The organism is Amycolatopsis pigmentata (assembly GCF_042684065.1).
In the GTDB taxonomy this organism is placed as follows: Bacteria; Actinomycetota; Actinomycetes; order Mycobacteriales; family Pseudonocardiaceae; genus Amycolatopsis_E; species Amycolatopsis_E pigmentata.
In genome coordinates this window covers 233,249-248,027 of the sequence record NZ_JBHUKR010000015.1, presented here as the reverse complement: position 1 = coordinate 248,027, position 14,779 = coordinate 233,249, and the positions used below count along the sequence as shown (strand labels likewise).

Here is a 14,779-nt window from a genome sequence, read left to right as displayed (position 1 = left end):
AGGAGATCACGATGTCCGTGACGCAGCCTCGCCTGCCACTCGTGCCCGCTGGGAGGGCAGGGTTGTTGACCAGGCTCGGCTACCGCTATGCCCGTCGCCGTTACGGCGCGGTGCCGGATCCGTTCGCCGTCGCCGCCCATCATCCCCGGTTGTTGACGGCCAACGCGGTGCACGAATGGATGGTGGAGAAGGCTTCCCGCGTCCTGCCCGTCAACGTGCGCCAGATCGCCGTCTACCGGGTCGCGGTGCGGCTGGGATGCTCGTGGTGCGTGGACTTCGGCACGATGCTGCAGAAGAACCAGGGCCTCGACATCGAACGCTTGAAGCACATAGACGAATACGCCACCTCACCGCACTTCAGCGCTCAGGAGCGGCTGGCGCTGGCCTACGCGGACGCGATGACCACGACTCCGGTCACCGTCACCAGCGAGCAGGTCGCCGAGCTGGAACGCGAGTTCGGGCCGGACGGCGTGGTCGAGCTGACCTACCAGATCGCCCTGGAAAACGGGCGTTCCCGGCTGAACAGCGCGCTGGGCATCACCGAACAGGGCTTCACTTCGGGGGAGGCGTGCCGGGTCCCGAGTCCGTAGGGACGCGGGTGAGCTTGTCCGGGTTGGCCATGTCGTAGATGGCTTCGATGCGGCCGCCCCGGATGGCGAACGTGGTCAGGTGGGCGTCCAGCGTGCGGTAACCGTCGGCGCCCGGCAGCTTCGGTACGAAGAGGCCGACATCGCCGTTGACCAGAAAGGGGCGCGCGGTGGCGAAGGCGCCCGGAGAGTACATCCGCTGAAGCCCGTCGAAGAACCGCAGGACCTTCGACGCGCCCACCATGACCCGGTGGGTGGTCTTGGCCTTGCCATCGCTGTCGCCGATCAGCACCACATCGGGATGCAGGACCTCGGCCACGGCTCGCACGTCCCCGGCCGCCACCGCGGCCATGAACCGGTCGAGGACCGCGCGCTGCTCGGCCATGCTCGCCCGGGGCGGCGGCTGCGCGTCGTCGAGCGCGCGGCGGCCCCGGGAAGCGTGCTGGCGGGCGGTGGCGGGGGAGACCCCGAGGATTTCGCCGATTTCGGCGAACGGCAGCGAAAAGGCGTCGTGCAGGACGAACGCGACGCGCTGCTCGGGCGTGAGCTTGTCGAGTACCACCATCGCGGCCATCCGCACGCCTTCGTCGCGGACCGCGGCCTCCAGCGGGTCGTCACCGGCGGAGTCCAGCGGGGTGACCACGGGTTCGGGCAACCACTCCCCGATGTACCGCTCGCGCCGGACCGCGGCCGAACGCAGGCGGTCCAGACAGATCCGGCCGACCACGGTGGTCAGCCAGCCGGTGAGGTCCCGGATGGCGGCACGCTCACCGGCGGTGAGCCCCGCCAGCCGCAGCCACGATTCCTGGACCGCGTCCTCGGCGTCGGAGACGCTGCCGGTCAGGCGGTAGGCCACGGTGGTCAGACGTGGGCGCAGCTTCTCGAATTCGCTGACCGGGACATGGCCTGTGTCCATTGCCATGACGATACTTGACATAGGATGGCCGCCGTGGCAGGTCGTATCCGGGACAGTGATATCGCGGAGGTACGTCAGCGCAACCGGATCGACGAAGTCGTGGGGGACTATGTGGCCCTGCGCAACGCCGGCGGGGGTGCGCTGAAGGGGCTGTGCCCTTTTCACGACGAGAAGACCCCGTCGTTCAACGTGCGGCCGACGCACGGCACCTTCCACTGCTTCGGCTGTGGTGAGGGCGGGGACGTCATCAAGTTCCTGATGAAGATCGACCACCTCGGTTTCGTGGAGTCGGTCGAGCGCCTGGCCGACCGGGTCGGCTTCCGGCTCACCTACGAGGGGGGCGGCGGCAGCGTCCAGCGGGACCGCGGCACCCGCACCCGGATGGTGGAAGCGCACAAGGCCGCGGCGGAGTTCTACGCCGAGCAGTTGCGGCTGCCCGAAGCGCAGGCCGCCCGGGACTTCCTGAAGGAGCGCGGGTTCGACGAGCAGGCCTGGCACACCTTCGGCTGCGGGTTCGCGCCCGCCGGGTGGGACCGGCTGGCCAAGCACCTGCTGACCAAGAGGGGCTTCGAACTGCCTGAGCTGCTGAAGGCACAGCTCGTCAAGGAGGGCAGGCAGGGGCCGATCGACCGGTTCCACCGGCGCCTGGTGTGGCCGATCAAGGACCTGTCCGGGGACGTGGTCGGCTTCGGCGCGCGGCGGCTGTTCGACGACGACGGAATCCAGGCCAAGTACCTCAACACCAGCGAAAGCCCGATCTACAAGAAGTCGCAGGTGCTCTTCGGGCTCGATCTGGCCAAGCGGGAGATCGCGCGGCGGCATCAGGTGGTCGTCGTGGAGGGCTACACCGACGTGATGGCGATGCACGCGTCGGGCGTTCCCACGGCCGTGGCGTCTTCGGGCACCGCGTTCGGCGAGGACCACATGAAGGTCCTGCGCCGGCTGCTGATGGACGACGACGCCTTCCGCGGCGAGGTGATCTTCACCTTCGACGGTGACGAGGCGGGCCAGAAGGCGGCGCTCAAGGCGTTCGAAGGCGACCAGACCTTCGCCGGGCAGACCTACATCGCGATCGCGCCCGACGGGATGGATCCGTGTGAGCTGCGGCTGGCCAAGGGCGAGGCGGCGGTGCGGGATCTCGTGGCGCGACGGACGCCGCTGTTCGAGTTCGCGATCCGGAGCATCCTCTCCGGCTACGACCTCGATTCGGTGGACGGGCAGGTGGCGGCCTTGCAGCGGACCGTGCCGCTGGTCGCGCAGATCAAGGACCGTGCGAAGCGGGACGGCTACGCGACGAAGCTGTCCTGGTGGGTGGGCTGGCAGGACGAGGCGATGGTCGTCCGGCGCGTGCGGGAATCGGCCGGATCCACCGTGCAGGCCCCGGCGCGGCGCGCGACCCGGCCGGCGAAAGGCCCGGACGACGATGTCGCGCGGCCCGTGCCGAAGGACCCGCAGTTGATGGCGCAGCGCGAGGTTCTCAAGGCGGCCTTGCAGGAGCCCGCGCTGACCGGTCCCCAGTACGACTCCTTGCCGGAGGAAGCGTTCACGCACCCGGCGTATGTGGCCGTGCACCGGGCCGTGCTGAAGGCGGGCGGGACGGCGGCCGGACTGGCAGGCCCGGAACTGATCGACGCCGTGAGCGCACACGCTCCACAAGGGACAGTCCGGATGCTGCTGTCCGAACTTGCGGTGGAACCCTTGCGCGCCAAGGGAGAAGCCGATGTCCGGTACATCGGGAGTATGCTGGCGGCGGTACAGGAGAACCTGGTCGGCCGGCAGATCGGGGAGATCAAGTCCAGGCTGCAACGGCTTTCGCCGGTCGACTCGCCGGAGGACTACAAGGCACTCTTCGGTGACCTGGTGGCGCTGGAAGAGTACCGGAAAGCGTTGCGGGAACAGGCGATCGGCGGAATGGACTAGCTCATGGGGTGGCTGCGGCGGCTCGTCGGGGATCCGCTGCCGGACGATTTTCCCGGTTCGCTGGAGCCGGGGGAGAACGCGCTGTCGGTGGCGAAGGTGGCCGATGGCGGCCACGTCGTCGTCACGGAGCTGGGGTTGTGGCTGCCCGAAGGGCGCCGAGTCGGCTGGCACATGATCAGCAAGGCGAGCTGGTCCGACGGCGCGCTCACCCTGGTCGAGGCGGAGGAGCTCGGCGCGGCCGGGGCGGCGGTCCTGCTGACCGATCGCCGACCGACACGGCTGGAGCTGCCGCGGCCGGGCAAGGTGCCGTGGATGGTGCGACAGCGGGTGGACGGCTCGATCCGGGGCCGGCACCGGCACGAACTGACCGGTGGTGGCGTGTGGTTCGTGCGGCGCAAGGTTCCGGGTAAGGACGGTGTGGTGCTCCAGGCCCGGCCTGATCCCGGCGTCGATCCTTCCGTGGTGGCCGCCATCGCCCGCGAAGCCGCGGAGAAACTGGCCAACCCCTCGCTGTAACAGTACAGTCGTACTGTATGTGGGATCCCGGAAAGTACCTCGACTACGCCGACCTGCGCGCCCGCCCGTTCTACGAACTGCTCTCGCGCGTCGGCAGCACCAGCCCGCGGCGCGTCGCCGACCTCGGCTGCGGACCCGGCAACCTCACGAAGACCCTGACCGAACGCTGGCCCAGCGCGGTCATCGACGCCAGTGACAGCTCACCAGAGATGGTCGAAGCCGCGCGGGCGGCGGGCGTGGACGCGCGCCTGCTCGACGTGCGTGACTGGGTGCCTGCCGAGGACACCGACGTCGTGGTCAGCAACGCTGTTCTGCACTGGGTGCCCGAACACCGGGACCTGCTGCGACGCTGGGCGCGGACGCTCCCTTCCGGGGCGTGGCTCGCCATCCAGGTCCCCGGCAACCACATCGCCCCCGCCCACACCCTCGCCCGGGAAGTCGCCGACCGATGGGCGCCCGAACTCGGCGGCGTCACGCTCCGCGGCGACGACTCCATCGACGACGCCCAGGGCTATGCCGACCTGTTCACCGACGCGGGCTGCACGATCGACGCCTGGGAGACCACCTACATCCAGCGCCTGACCGGCCCGGACGCGGTGCTCGAATGGATCAGCGGATCGGCACTCCGACCCGTTCGCGCGGCGCTCTCGGACGGGTCCTGGGCCCGGTTCCGGGACGACCTCAAACCCCTGCTCGACGACGCCTACCCGCCGCGCGCGGACGGCACCACGTGGTTCCCGTTCCGCCGCGTCTTCGCCGTCGCCCGCATCCCGTAGCCCGTGGGGTTGGCCGCTCTCGGCTGACTGGCCTTCCGGCTCGCGTCGTCCGGCCTACCGGCTGGCCGCGGCCTCGGACGTACGGTGCCCGTTCCCGTGCACGAACGGCACCCGCTCGCCCACCTTGGCGCCGACCTTGGCCCGCACCACCCCCGCCGCGCCCTGCACCGCCGGGTGGTCGGCGAACTTGCGGTAGGTGCGGACGATCTGCTCATACCGCGCCCGGCCGGCCCGGGTGCCGAACACGTAGCCCACCAGGGCTCCCAACGCGAACGTCTTCATAACCACGCCTCCTCGCTACCCCGGTTACCCATTGTCCCCCGGTCTCAGGGGTGCCTGCAGGACACGATCAGCGGTGCGCTAGAGTTTCTCTCCGTTGGCCGGACTGCTCCGGTCACACAGCGTTCCCCTGTAGCTCAATTGGCAGAGCATTCGGCTGTTAACCGAAGGGTTGTTGGTTCGAGTCCAACCGGGGGAGCTTCACCCCAGGTCAGAGGCCTGGGGCTCTTTCATCTCTAGGCCGATTCGGCCTCATCCCGCCAGAAACCCGCCACTTTCATCAGGCGCCGGTGTCTTCGCCGAACATGCCTTCGAGCGCCGCCGCCGAGGCTTCGTTGGCCACGCGCCGCTTGCGATAGTGCTTGTCAGCGACCTTTTGTGTGTTGCCGAGCTGGTCCGCGATCGCGCTCAGCGGAAGCCCGGCCTCGTCCAGCACCGAGGCCACCGTTTTGCGGAAGACATGTGATGTAACCCACCCGTAACCGACATCGGCGAAGGCTTCCTGAATGCGATGAATCACATTGCTCGGGTCCAGCCACTCGCCGTTCCACGTCGAGAACAGGGGACCGCCGCCCGAGGCCAGTTTTCGCCGCCGCAACATCGATACCGACCACTCCGGCAGCCGCAGCAGGAGCCCAGACTGATTGCCCTTGCGATTGGCGGCCCGGACGAGCCCCTGGCCGTTGACCCGGATCAGGTGATGCCCGACCGCTACCGTCCGTTCCTGCGGGTCGACATCGTTACCAGTGAGCGCCAGCAGTTCGCCGAGACGGACGCCCGTCGCGAGCATGGTCCGCACAATGTCCGGCAAGTCCTGCCACACCTGAGCCCGAGATCCGATGCTTCGTCCGCGGCTGTCCGTGCGCTTGTTGTCGGCCAGCCGTTCAAGGTTCATCAGCAAGTCGCTGCACTGGTCACGGTCGAGTGCCACGACCTCTTTCTGCGTACCCCGAGCAAGCCGCCCGACTGAGCGCACCGGATTGAGCGCCATCGCGCCGTGTCGGACGGCATAGCTGCACAGGCCGGTGAGGACGGCTCGGACACTCTTGGCCGTGTCGTAGCTGGTCGCGTCCTGAACCTTCTTCACCAGCCGGTCGCAGGTCGTGACCGTCAACTCGCGGGCTTGTAGCTCCCCGATGGCTGGAGTGATCCAGTTCTTCAACTGGCTGCGGTAATTCCTGACCGTGCCGGGGGAGCGGTCGCCGAGGTTCGCCTCTCGGTCCAGCTCTGCCGTCCACATCTCCGCGATGCGCTTCATTCGCGTATCGCCGGAGATCTCGTCACCGCGCACCTCTGCGGCGAGCGTTGTCATGGCCTTCTTGAGTCGTGTTACGGCGTCAGCTTTGCTGCGACCCGTGCGGCCTACGCGTTTCAACCGACCGTCAGCCATGCGAAAGCGTGCAGAGGCTTCCCAGGTTTTCGGCGCGATCAGCTTCGTGCGGATCACGCCGTAAGTGCCGATTGGCAGCGGGGGCCGAGGCATCGACGCTCCTTTCAGACCGCGTGATCGAGGGACTCGAACCACGCGATGACGTCTTCGGGCTTGTACCGCACGTGCTTGCCGACACGCCTACCCTTCGGGCCGTAGCCTTTCGTCCGCCACTCGTAGAGCGTCTTGACAGGCACACCCAGGAAGACCGCGACGTCGCCGACTGTCCAAAGCCGACTCATTACAGCACCTCTTTCCTTATTGACCAATGGTTTCCTCGACTTCTTCACGTCCCGTCTGTTTGCGTTCGCGGGCTTTGGCCGCCGCCGTGTTGGCCAGCGCCGCGTCGCCGATGGTCAGCCAGCCGACGCCGTCGAACAGCCAGTTCAAGGTCACTTCGGCCTCGTCGCCCGCCGTGTCGACGTCCGCAGGCGCGGTCAGGTCAGGGACTTCGCCACGCTGGAAGGCTTTCCGGACCGCACGAAGGGCGGTCAGCGTGGTGGAGTAGCGGCGGCTCTTGGTCGAGAAGTGCCCGCCGAAGCCGAGCATGTGTGCCCAGCGCTGGAGACGGCCCCAGCCGTTGTCCCAGTGCTCGCGTTGCTGGGCGCTGGTGCAGTAGAGAGGCCGTTGCCCGAGACGCCAGCAGGCGGCGAGCTGGCGGGCTTGGTGAGTGTCCTGCTGGGCGTAGACGTTGGCGTCGAACTGCCGGATGCGGCGGGAGACGTGTCCGGCTTCCTCGGTGCTTTTGGTGGCGTACTTGGCGAGGTAGGCCGCGACGGCGTTCGTGGTGAGGGTGCCGTTGTCGTCGTGATCGGTCGCCGCCAGGTGAACGCGGCGGATGTCGACCTGTCGGCCCCAGGCGAGCGCCCAGCCGGACCGGTTCTTGGGGTGTGGCGCGGTGGTGAAGCGCGTGACGATCGCAGCGGTTTCGATGTAGCTGCGCAGCAGTTCAGGCGTGATCGAGGGGTCCGGCTTGATGATGCTATCCGGCCTTTCCGGGTCGAGACCATCAAGACGGATCAGGCCATGGAAGTGCACGACGCCGCGCCGTTGATACTCGGCCACCTTCGCGTAGGACAGTCGCACCTTGACGCCCCGGTCTTTGGCGGCGGCCTTGAGATGCCGGTTGAGCGTGATCGTGGTGCGCCGCCACAGCTCACCGGCATGGAGGTTCCAGACGGCCTGAGCGTCGTAGTCGTAGCAGTCTCGGCAGATGGGTTCACCGACGCGGGAATCGTCGGCCGCGTGGCGCTCCCAGCATTCCGAGGGCCGCCCGTGCGGACATGGCGCGGCGTACCGGCGAGGGTGACAGGGGCGGACCTGCCCATTGGCACCGACAACGCGAGTATGGACCGGACCGAAGGCCGGCGCGGTGAGGGTGACGAAGAAACACGGGTGCCCGGTCACGCTTTCGGGTACACCTTTACCGCCGACGAGACCGGCCTTGACCAGGTGATACGTGTCGGCCCGGTAGGTCTCGGCGCCGCGCCGGTTTTTGCAGGCGACGTAGAGCAGCCCGTCAGGCATCTCGTCGGTAACCCGCTCGGTCTCCGAGCCGTGTTCGCCGTGCCAGGTAGCTTCGAGCCTGAGCCGGACCGGGCGGGAGCACGCGGCTGCGGGCATGACGTGAGCCAGCCACCAGCGATAGCCAGGCCGGGACGCGCGGGCCAGAAGGTCACGGTGGAGCGTGCCGGGCTCGGCAACGGCGCCCAGCCCCGCCGCGTGCGTTGCGGTGGGGCTGAATGGCGTGGTCGAGACAGTCACGTAGTGCGGTCTTTCCGGTCAGGAGGTGAACAGGTCGGGGTAGGCCTCGATGTCGGCGACCGTGGCCCACCGGAAGCCGGGGACGAGTTCGCCCGTGGCGGTGTAGGTAGGCAGCACGGCGCCGGGGTTGAACACATGGATGGGCAGCGCGATGAACCGATGCGAGTCGGGGCAGTGCGCCATGCGGGCCACGTCCACGGCCCCGGTCCAGATCGAGACGAACACCCAGATTTCGTCCGGGCCGGTCGCGATCGGCATCGTGGCTTTGAGCATTGTGGACAGTCCTCTCCTGCAACGTGAATTGCGGAATGGTGAAACCGAGGTCAGGCGACGGTCTTTTTCGTACGCAACTGGCGCGCGTAGTCGACGAGCGAATAAATGTGCGCGTCGGTGAGATAGGCGGTCTTCATGCGGCGAGGAAACCCGCCCTCAGCAAGGAGCAGGCCGACGCCGCGCTCTTCGGGAGCGATCTTGCTTGCGTCGTAACCCTGGGCGGCCCAGCCACGCCCGAGGATGATGTCTGACGATGAGTCGGTGGTGCACCGGTACGCCAGCCGGTAGCCGAACAGATCCCGCAGGCTGGTCGGAATGATGTCGGCCGAGGGCCGCTGCGTCGCCGCGACGACGATGACCCCGGCAGCCCGACCGCGTGCGACGAGATCACGCAACAGCCGAACGAACTGGTCTTGCTGGTCCCTGGTGCCCATCGTGGCCGAGAACAGGGCCAACTCGTCAATGACGACCATGATCACGTCGATCGGGTCGGACTGGGCGATCTTCCGTCGCCGCACCCGGTCGAGTTCGGCATAACGCCGGTTCATCTCGGCTTGGAGCCGTTCCAGCGCCAGAAGCGCGCCGTCGATGTCCGGGCCGATGAAGACGTCGGCCAGGTCCCGCCAGAGGCCGAGTTCCACCTGCTTGCCATCGAGCAGCCACAGCGACACGTCCGGGCACAAGGCCCCGTGCGCCACGATGTTGTTCAGCCCGCCCGACTTCCCAGAGCCGGGCTCACCGGCAAGCAGGATGTTGCGGTAGATCAGCTCGATGTCGACGCCGAAGCCGTCTTCGTAGATCCCGAGGTGAACCGGTTCGTAGATCGACAGCCCGGCGACCGGGATCGTTTCGTTCTTGCGTGTCAGCATGACCGCCTCCTCTCAGTCGATGTAGTCGGAGAGGTCTTCACCGCTGGCCACGACCGACGGCCGGGAAGGTTCGCGCGTCGCCTTCTTCGGCGTGGTGGGAAGCGGAACGACGGTTGCGGCCCTGATTGGTTCCGTTCCCTCCGCAGCGCTCTTGCGGCCCACGAAAGTGGCGATCTTGGCCAGCGGCGAGTCGATCGGCGTCGACCTGTCGAGCGGGTCACGACGAACGATGTCGACCGCGAACAGCGTCGAGAGCCTCCGCACGGTGTGCACCCGAGCCTCGCGGGCGTAGCAGGCCGGTGCGATGTACTCCAACACGGCTTCGATGTCGCCAGCGGATGAGCCCGCACGAGTCCATAGCCAGACCCGCTCACCGGTCTTGGCCGGCCGCGCCCACAGCATGAACGGCAACGCGCCGTCGAGGTTCATCGTCCGAGCCCGCGCCTGCCGCAGGCAGGTACGTAACCGGTGCCGGTCGAGCACGCACCAGAACCGCGCGAAGACGAACCACCTCGTCGCCGGAACCAGCGCGATCACCACGACGAGCCCCGCGAAGATGAACCACGCCGCAGTCGGCCCGACCTCGTGGAACAGCCACGCCATGCCGGTCAGCCATGCCACGGTCAGGACGATCTCGACCCGCCAGCGAACCAGGACACCCAGGACGAGAATCGGCCACCACTGTTTCGGGGCGTACCAAACCTCCATGACGTCGATACGACGAGCGCCACGCGGACGACGAATAGCCTTGCTCATGATTCCGCACCTCCAGGCGGATTACTGAGAGGGCAGGGAACCGAGGAGCCCCCGGTCCCATGCCTCTCCCGGAATGACAACTGGTTTGCACCGCCGATGAAGCGGGTCAGGAACCCGACTTCGAACCGGACACGGCCTTGATGTCGGTCGCGCGGAAAGCGACGCCGTTCCGACCGTTCTGTGCCCACGGAATCGCTTGCAGCTCAAGCGGATTGACGGCGGCGCCGACCGTGACCTTCGGGGGCTGTGGGGCCGCAACGGTCACAGTGATGACCTCCGCGCCGGAGCTGTCCATGGCAACGAGCTGCACGGCCCACATCGGGGCATTGGTGGCGCGCTCGGTACGCTGCACCCCGTTTTGGTCGGTCTTCGGCTGGACTTCACGGCTCACCGTGAACGTGACGTTCGAAGTGTCGATCAGTAGACGCATAACTGCTGTCCTCCCGGTAATCGCTCTGTGGTGGCCTGCACCGCTCCCTGCCGCTCTGCAGTGCGTTCCTTCACGATGCCCGCCAAGAGGGGGACGGCTTTACCACACAGAAGGACATCTAGGGACGTCTGTGTTACGTTGAAGACGTCCCGAGAAGTACCAGGGGGGAGGATCATGGCGAACGACCGGCTACGTGACGCACTCCTGTCGAACGGGCTCACGCCGGACGCGCTGGCCGAGCGTATCTCGGTCGACCCGAAGACGGTAGAGCGCTGGATCACCAAGGGCCGAACGCCCTACGCGAAGTCACGCCACAAGATCGCCGCCATTCTGCGGGAGAACGAAACCTATCTCTGGCCCGATGCGCTCGACGACGACAAAGCGTCAGAAGTCAGCAAGTCGGAAATCGTCAAGGTCTACCCGCACCGTAATTCCGTACCCGCTGGCCTATGGGACCGGCTGCTCGCCCAGGCGACGACCTACGTCGACATGCTGGTGTATGTCGGCATGTTCATGACCGAAAAGCCCGGCCTACTGCAAAGCCTGAAAATCAAGGCCAAGAACGGTGCCCGCATCCGCCTGCTCTTTGGCGACCGGGACGCACCCGCCGTCATCCAACGCAGCACCGACGAGGGGATCGGCCCGCACACGATCTCAGCGAAAATCGACCACGCCTTGGCCTATTTCCGGAAGCTCGACGCCGTGCCGGGAATCGAGATCCGGACCCACGGAACCGTGCTGTATAACAGCATTTACCGATTCGACGACGAGATGATCGTCAACCCGCACGTCTACGGCAAGATGGCACCTCACGCGCCCGCGCTGCACCTCCGCAGACTTTCGGCCGGAGACCTGTTCACCACCTACGCGGACAGCTTCACGGCCGTGTGGGAGGACGCCAAGCCGCACACGTGGGAGGACTGAACGAGTGCCGAAGAAGGACTACTACGACGACCCCACGGCCCCGGCCGCGAACAGCATCGTCCCCGCGGTGACCGCCATCGTGCGGAACGAGGCCGGCGAGGTGCTGATGATCCAGCGCACGGACAACGGCCTATGGGCGCTGCCAGGCGGCGCACAAGACATCGGCGAGTCAGTGACAGACGCCGTCCGGCGGGAAGTGTTCGAGGAAACCGGCCTGCGCGTCGAGGTCACCGGCATCAGCGGGATCTACTCCGACCCGAAGCACGTCATCGCCTACGACGATGGGGAAGTGCGGCAAGAGTTCTCGCTGGCCTTCCACGCGCGTCCGGCCGGGGGAGAACTACGGCCAAGCTCCGAGTCACGGCAAGTGCATTGGATCGCCCCTGATCAACTGGACGCCCTCAACATCCACCCGTCGATGCGTGCGCGCATCAACCACGGCGTCACGAACCCAACGAGCGTCCATCTCGACTAGCCACCGAGGCCGCCTCTGCACGCCGTTTGGTGCGCTCGACGGCCGCCAGCAGCTCGGGTGTGGCTCCGGTGATGAACTGGGTGACCAGGGTGCCCGGCCCGTAACGTTGTTTGATCTCCGCGATGCGGTACTCAGCGTCGACTTCTTCGCCGTCCGGCGACGTCGTGAGATCGCAGTACCAAAGCGCATCGCGGATCGAGCCACGCTCGTCATGGAAGTCGGCTATCTCGTCGGACAAGCCGCGTAACTCGGCCTCGTAGATCGCGTAAGAGTGGTGGGCGACGAGGTGAATGAGCCGTTCGGGAGCGTCAATCGTGGCGAGGTAGGTAGCGCCGTCGATGGGGTGGAAGCCGGTATCAACAAGGTCCGGGGCGTAGCCGACGTCATGGAGGACGGCTGCGGCTTCCAGGAGATCTGCATCAGACCCGGCCATTTCCCGCAAAGTTCGGGCTTGCCGGGCAACGCCTTGAACGTGGGACCACCGTCGAGGCAGCGTGTCAGCTAGTTTCGCCGCCGAGATGTCAAAAGCCCACGAGGTCAGTGACATGTTGCCACCGTAGCGTCAGGAATCCTTCCATGCACTCGCGTCGCACACGAAGCTGCCCTTGGACCGGACCGTCACGATCAGGCCCTGTTCTCGCAGGAGCCGTGTTGCGTGCCGAGCCGTCCCAAGCGAGACCCCACACCCGTCGGCCAGACGCTGTTCCGCAGGTAGCAGGCTCTTGGGCTTCAACTTGCCCGACCTGATCAGGCCGGCCAGGTGCGCCGCCAACCTCTCGTAGATGTAGCGCTGTGGTTCGCCATCCGGGTCGAACCGGACGTCCACGTCCATCGTCACCTCGTCGGTGAGCTGTTCCGCCACCGTGTATCTCCCTCCTGTCGACCGTGCGGTTGCCATGCGCCCCGCCGCAGGTCAGAACGCAGTGCGACAGGACGCGACACAGAGAATATCCGATTTTGGGATATCCGTCACCGCTACGGTCGCCTTGACCGGTGGAGAAGTCGATCTACTCGGCCGAGTACCAGCAGCTCTGCCGCGTCCTACGCGAGCTGCGGCACGAAGCCGGGCTGACCCAGGCCCAGGTCGCCGAGCGACTCGACGTGCCCCAGTCGTTCGTCAGCAAGTACGAGTCGGGGGAGCGACGGTTGGACGTGATCGAACTGAGGCATGTTGCACGCGCGCTCGAGGCATCGTTTGGAACGCTACTATCGCGACTCGACATCGATGCACAATGAGGCAAGCAAAAGCGATATGAGAGACCGCCCCTGCGGGTCGAGTTTCTAAACCTGGCTACCTCTCAATCGTCTTCAGCAACGTCTTCGTCGTTGTTGCCAGGCGCAAATGCCTTACCTTGCTTGATTCTCAATCCTCTTCGATATAGCGCTGGAACTTTATAATTTTCGCCAATTTTTTCGAGGAAGCCGACGCCCTGCAAGTAGCTAATGTGATCCAGGTAATCCTTGCCTAGGATTTCCTGGAGAGTCGAGGTGTTATGCTCGGCTTTACCATCGCGGAACAGTTCAATGATCTCTGAATATTCGCCAGCCTCGGCGAGTAGGGTGTCTTCTACGCGTTGCTCGCTGAGGGCATCATGTCCTCTCTTTATTGAATCTGACTGTATTAGCGGAACCCCGATTTCGTAGTCGCGGTGATGACGATCTTCTCGCCGAAGCTGCGCTTCGCGCGATTTCAGGATCAAATCAATAAGATTTCTAGGAGGCTTAACGTTGGCGTCGCCTATTCTTCGCACTATCCAGTTCCAGGTAATTGGCTTCTTGCTTCCGTAATCTACTTTTTCCGGAAATAAAACACTAAATAGGTCGTCGGCCGAGGTTGAATTAATACCCAGTTTCTTGATGAATCGCTCGTTCTCGGCAACCCGTTTGTGTAGCAAACTAAAAAGATCGCTATCATCCCATCGTATTTCAATCTTCCGTGAATTCACATGCGTTAAGTTGACGAACCCTCCCTTTATGATGCGGCCGAATAGATCTCGTCGCACAAAGATTTTTAGCTTAACGTTGTTGAATTCTTGCATGTCGAGATAACATCGAAAAAGCGCTCGTAAGATGGGAGTTTCCATTTGAGGTCTGCTTTGAAATGCTTCATCTAGTCTGTCTACGGCGAGCCATAGCTTGATCTCGGACTTCTGTAGCGCTGCGTCGAGTATTCTGAGCGCATCGTCATAGCGAGACAAGCCGGTAGATTCGGAGACTGGTCCGAAAAATTCTAGAGTCCCACTTAGTTCTGCTGGGCCGATTTTAGCTGTTCCTTGGATTGACTTCGGCCTGATTACCCGTTTGATCCCGTTGACCAGCCTCGAAAACACGCCGCTCGGGCTGTCGTCGGCAGTCCTCAAATTCGAATCAGAGAGAATTTTCTCGATGGCTTGCATCTCATCTATATAGTCTCCGTCAAATAGCTCCAGTAGCCAGTTTCCTGCCAGGGAGAAGAAGTAAGTCTTCCAGACGTTGATGTAATCATCTTCTGTCAGTGTGTCAGCCTCGTACAGTCGCTGGAAGACGGGAGTGCCTGCAATGTTGAAGGCCGAAAGAATTTCTGTGTCAAAAAGCTCGGGGATGTCAGAGTATCTCTTGCTTAGAATTCTATAGAGTGCGCTCTTCCCCGTTCCCTTGTCGCCTGCGATTACGTCAGCTTTGTCTCGGATGACCGCTCGGAACGTCTCGGTCTCGATGAAGTATCGCTCCAGTAGTTCATCGTGCTCCGCCACTGATGAGCCCAGGTCGAGGTCAGACAAGAGTTCACTGACTCGCATCAGATCAATCCCCTCAGTCGGTTGTAGTCAGGTGGTTGTGAGGACTTTCTGTACGTCTTCAAGCCGCCCTACCGGGCGGGCGCGCGAG

Annotated in this window: 19 protein-coding genes and 1 tRNA gene; 8 read left to right on the top strand and 12 right to left on the bottom strand. The window is 64.8% G+C overall.

Annotated elements, in window-relative coordinates:
- Window positions 1-11: 11 nt before the first annotated feature.
- Entirely contained in the window at window positions 12-590 is a 579-nt protein-coding gene (locus ACFSXZ_RS26985) for a carboxymuconolactone decarboxylase family protein (RefSeq protein WP_378268000.1), read from the top strand.
- Here ACFSXZ_RS26985 and ACFSXZ_RS26980 read toward each other — a convergent pair.
- Complete coding sequence (locus ACFSXZ_RS26980) at window positions 553-1,503, bottom strand: sigma-70 family RNA polymerase sigma factor (protein WP_378267999.1); 951 nt, start codon at window positions 1,501-1,503, stop codon at window positions 553-555. The two genes, ACFSXZ_RS26985 and ACFSXZ_RS26980, sit on opposite strands and share 38 nt — an antisense overlap.
- A 24-nt stretch (window positions 1,504-1,527) precedes the next feature.
- On the opposite strand from ACFSXZ_RS26980, the gene dnaG reads away from it, so the two are divergent.
- From dnaG to ACFSXZ_RS26965, 3 genes are read left to right on the top strand one after another with little or no spacing between them, the layout of a single operon-like run.
- Window positions 1,528-3,423: a DNA primase gene (dnaG, locus tag ACFSXZ_RS26975; RefSeq protein ID WP_378267998.1), complete on the top strand. Its 1,896-nt coding sequence runs from the start codon at window positions 1,528-1,530 to the stop codon at window positions 3,421-3,423.
- Window positions 3,424-3,426: 3 nt separating this feature from the next.
- A complete protein-coding gene (locus ACFSXZ_RS26970) occupies window positions 3,427-3,939 on the top strand; it encodes a hypothetical protein (RefSeq protein ID WP_378267997.1) in 513 nt (170 codons plus the stop codon).
- A gap of 17 nt (window positions 3,940-3,956) precedes the next feature.
- A complete protein-coding gene (locus ACFSXZ_RS26965; protein WP_378267996.1) occupies window positions 3,957-4,715 on the top strand; it encodes a trans-aconitate 2-methyltransferase in 759 nt (252 codons plus the stop codon).
- 54 nt (window positions 4,716-4,769) lie between these two features.
- On the opposite strand, the gene ACFSXZ_RS26960 is transcribed toward ACFSXZ_RS26965, so the two are convergent.
- On the bottom strand, window positions 4,770-4,997 hold the full coding sequence (locus tag ACFSXZ_RS26960; protein WP_378267995.1) for a hypothetical protein: 228 nt from the start codon (window positions 4,995-4,997) through the stop codon (window positions 4,770-4,772).
- A 123-nt stretch (window positions 4,998-5,120) separates the two neighbouring features.
- Between ACFSXZ_RS26960 and ACFSXZ_RS26955 the strand changes: the two genes are divergently transcribed.
- Window positions 5,121-5,193 (top strand) — tRNA-Asn (locus ACFSXZ_RS26955).
- Between the two features lie 81 nt (window positions 5,194-5,274).
- Here the strand turns inward: ACFSXZ_RS26955 and ACFSXZ_RS26950 are convergent.
- The 7 genes from ACFSXZ_RS26950 to ACFSXZ_RS26920 form a co-directional block, all read right to left on the bottom strand.
- A complete protein-coding gene (locus ACFSXZ_RS26950) occupies window positions 5,275-6,477 on the bottom strand; it encodes a tyrosine-type recombinase/integrase (protein ID WP_378267994.1) in 1,203 nt (400 codons plus the stop codon).
- A gap of 11 nt (window positions 6,478-6,488) precedes the next feature.
- Window positions 6,489-6,665, bottom strand: a complete 177-nt coding sequence (locus tag ACFSXZ_RS26945; RefSeq protein WP_378267993.1) for a helix-turn-helix transcriptional regulator — start codon at window positions 6,663-6,665, stop codon at window positions 6,489-6,491.
- Window positions 6,666-6,681: 16 nt separating this feature from the next.
- Window positions 6,682-8,187 carry a replication initiator gene (locus ACFSXZ_RS26940; protein ID WP_378267992.1) on the bottom strand — a complete coding sequence of 502 codons (1,506 nt, stop codon included), beginning with the start codon at window positions 8,185-8,187 and terminating at the stop codon, window positions 6,682-6,684.
- An 18-nt stretch (window positions 8,188-8,205) separates the two neighbouring features.
- Window positions 8,206-8,460: a hypothetical protein gene (locus ACFSXZ_RS26935; protein WP_378267991.1), complete on the bottom strand. Its 255-nt coding sequence runs from the start codon at window positions 8,458-8,460 to the stop codon at window positions 8,206-8,208.
- Between the two features lie 50 nt (window positions 8,461-8,510).
- Window positions 8,511-9,329 carry an FtsK/SpoIIIE domain-containing protein gene (locus ACFSXZ_RS26930; RefSeq protein WP_378267990.1) on the bottom strand — a complete coding sequence of 273 codons (819 nt, stop codon included), beginning with the start codon at window positions 9,327-9,329 and terminating at the stop codon, window positions 8,511-8,513.
- A 12-nt stretch (window positions 9,330-9,341) separates the two neighbouring features.
- On the bottom strand, window positions 9,342-10,085 hold the full coding sequence (locus tag ACFSXZ_RS26925; protein WP_378267989.1) for a hypothetical protein: 744 nt from the start codon (window positions 10,083-10,085) through the stop codon (window positions 9,342-9,344).
- Window positions 10,086-10,191: 106 nt separating this feature from the next.
- Entirely contained in the window at window positions 10,192-10,515 is a 324-nt protein-coding gene (locus ACFSXZ_RS26920; RefSeq protein WP_378267988.1) for a hypothetical protein, read from the bottom strand.
- Between the two features lie 174 nt (window positions 10,516-10,689).
- On the opposite strand from ACFSXZ_RS26920, the gene ACFSXZ_RS26915 reads away from it, so the two are divergent.
- Entirely contained in the window at window positions 10,690-11,439 is a 750-nt protein-coding gene (locus ACFSXZ_RS26915) for an XRE family transcriptional regulator (RefSeq protein WP_378267987.1), read from the top strand.
- Window positions 11,440-11,443: 4 nt separating this feature from the next.
- Window positions 11,444-11,914: an NUDIX domain-containing protein gene (locus tag ACFSXZ_RS26910; protein ID WP_378267986.1), complete on the top strand. Its 471-nt coding sequence runs from the start codon at window positions 11,444-11,446 to the stop codon at window positions 11,912-11,914.
- On the opposite strand, the gene ACFSXZ_RS26905 is transcribed toward ACFSXZ_RS26910, so the two are convergent.
- Together ACFSXZ_RS26905 and ACFSXZ_RS26900 are read right to left on the bottom strand one after the other, a co-directional pair.
- Complete coding sequence (locus ACFSXZ_RS26905) at window positions 11,883-12,461, bottom strand: HD domain-containing protein (protein WP_378267985.1); 579 nt, start codon at window positions 12,459-12,461, stop codon at window positions 11,883-11,885. The two genes, ACFSXZ_RS26910 and ACFSXZ_RS26905, sit on opposite strands and share 32 nt — an antisense overlap.
- Before the next feature lie 15 nt (window positions 12,462-12,476).
- A complete protein-coding gene (locus ACFSXZ_RS26900) occupies window positions 12,477-12,776 on the bottom strand; it encodes a winged helix-turn-helix domain-containing protein (protein WP_378267984.1) in 300 nt (99 codons plus the stop codon).
- Between the two features lie 131 nt (window positions 12,777-12,907).
- On the opposite strand from ACFSXZ_RS26900, the gene ACFSXZ_RS26895 reads away from it, so the two are divergent.
- On the top strand, window positions 12,908-13,150 hold the full coding sequence (locus ACFSXZ_RS26895) for a helix-turn-helix domain-containing protein (RefSeq protein ID WP_378267983.1): 243 nt from the start codon (window positions 12,908-12,910) through the stop codon (window positions 13,148-13,150).
- Between the two features lie 62 nt (window positions 13,151-13,212).
- Here ACFSXZ_RS26895 and ACFSXZ_RS26890 read toward each other — a convergent pair whose 3' ends face one another.
- A complete protein-coding gene (locus ACFSXZ_RS26890) occupies window positions 13,213-14,691 on the bottom strand; it encodes a P-loop ATPase, Sll1717 family (protein ID WP_378267982.1) in 1,479 nt (492 codons plus the stop codon).
- Window positions 14,692-14,779 lie beyond the last annotated feature (88 nt).

Excerpts from the sequence above, each read along its gene's own strand:
- ACFSXZ_RS26985 (WP_378268000.1), top strand. The coding sequence starts at position 12 with ATGTCCGTGACGCAGCCTCGCCTGCCACTCGTGCCCGCTGGGAGGGCA.
- ACFSXZ_RS26980 (WP_378267999.1), bottom strand. The coding sequence starts at position 1,503 with ATGGACACAGGCCATGTCCCGGTCAGCGAATTCGAGAAGCTGCGCCCA.
- dnaG (WP_378267998.1), top strand. The coding sequence starts at position 1,528 with ATGGCCGCCGTGGCAGGTCGTATCCGGGACAGTGATATCGCGGAGGTA.
- ACFSXZ_RS26970 (WP_378267997.1), top strand. The coding sequence starts at position 3,427 with ATGGGGTGGCTGCGGCGGCTCGTCGGGGATCCGCTGCCGGACGATTTT.
- ACFSXZ_RS26965 (WP_378267996.1), top strand. The coding sequence starts at position 3,957 with ATGTGGGATCCCGGAAAGTACCTCGACTACGCCGACCTGCGCGCCCGC.
- ACFSXZ_RS26960 (WP_378267995.1), bottom strand. The coding sequence starts at position 4,997 with ATGAAGACGTTCGCGTTGGGAGCCCTGGTGGGCTACGTGTTCGGCACC.
- ACFSXZ_RS26950 (WP_378267994.1), bottom strand. The coding sequence starts at position 6,477 with ATGCCTCGGCCCCCGCTGCCAATCGGCACTTACGGCGTGATCCGCACG.
- ACFSXZ_RS26945 (WP_378267993.1), bottom strand. The coding sequence starts at position 6,665 with ATGAGTCGGCTTTGGACAGTCGGCGACGTCGCGGTCTTCCTGGGTGTG.
- ACFSXZ_RS26935 (WP_378267991.1), bottom strand. The coding sequence starts at position 8,460 with ATGCTCAAAGCCACGATGCCGATCGCGACCGGCCCGGACGAAATCTGG.
- ACFSXZ_RS26930 (WP_378267990.1), bottom strand. The coding sequence starts at position 9,329 with ATGCTGACACGCAAGAACGAAACGATCCCGGTCGCCGGGCTGTCGATC.
- ACFSXZ_RS26925 (WP_378267989.1), bottom strand. The coding sequence starts at position 10,085 with ATGAGCAAGGCTATTCGTCGTCCGCGTGGCGCTCGTCGTATCGACGTC.
- ACFSXZ_RS26920 (WP_378267988.1), bottom strand. The coding sequence starts at position 10,515 with ATGCGTCTACTGATCGACACTTCGAACGTCACGTTCACGGTGAGCCGT.
- ACFSXZ_RS26915 (WP_378267987.1), top strand. The coding sequence starts at position 10,690 with ATGGCGAACGACCGGCTACGTGACGCACTCCTGTCGAACGGGCTCACG.
- ACFSXZ_RS26905 (WP_378267985.1), bottom strand. The coding sequence starts at position 12,461 with ATGTCACTGACCTCGTGGGCTTTTGACATCTCGGCGGCGAAACTAGCT.
- ACFSXZ_RS26890 (WP_378267982.1), bottom strand. The coding sequence starts at position 14,691 with ATGCGAGTCAGTGAACTCTTGTCTGACCTCGACCTGGGCTCATCAGTG.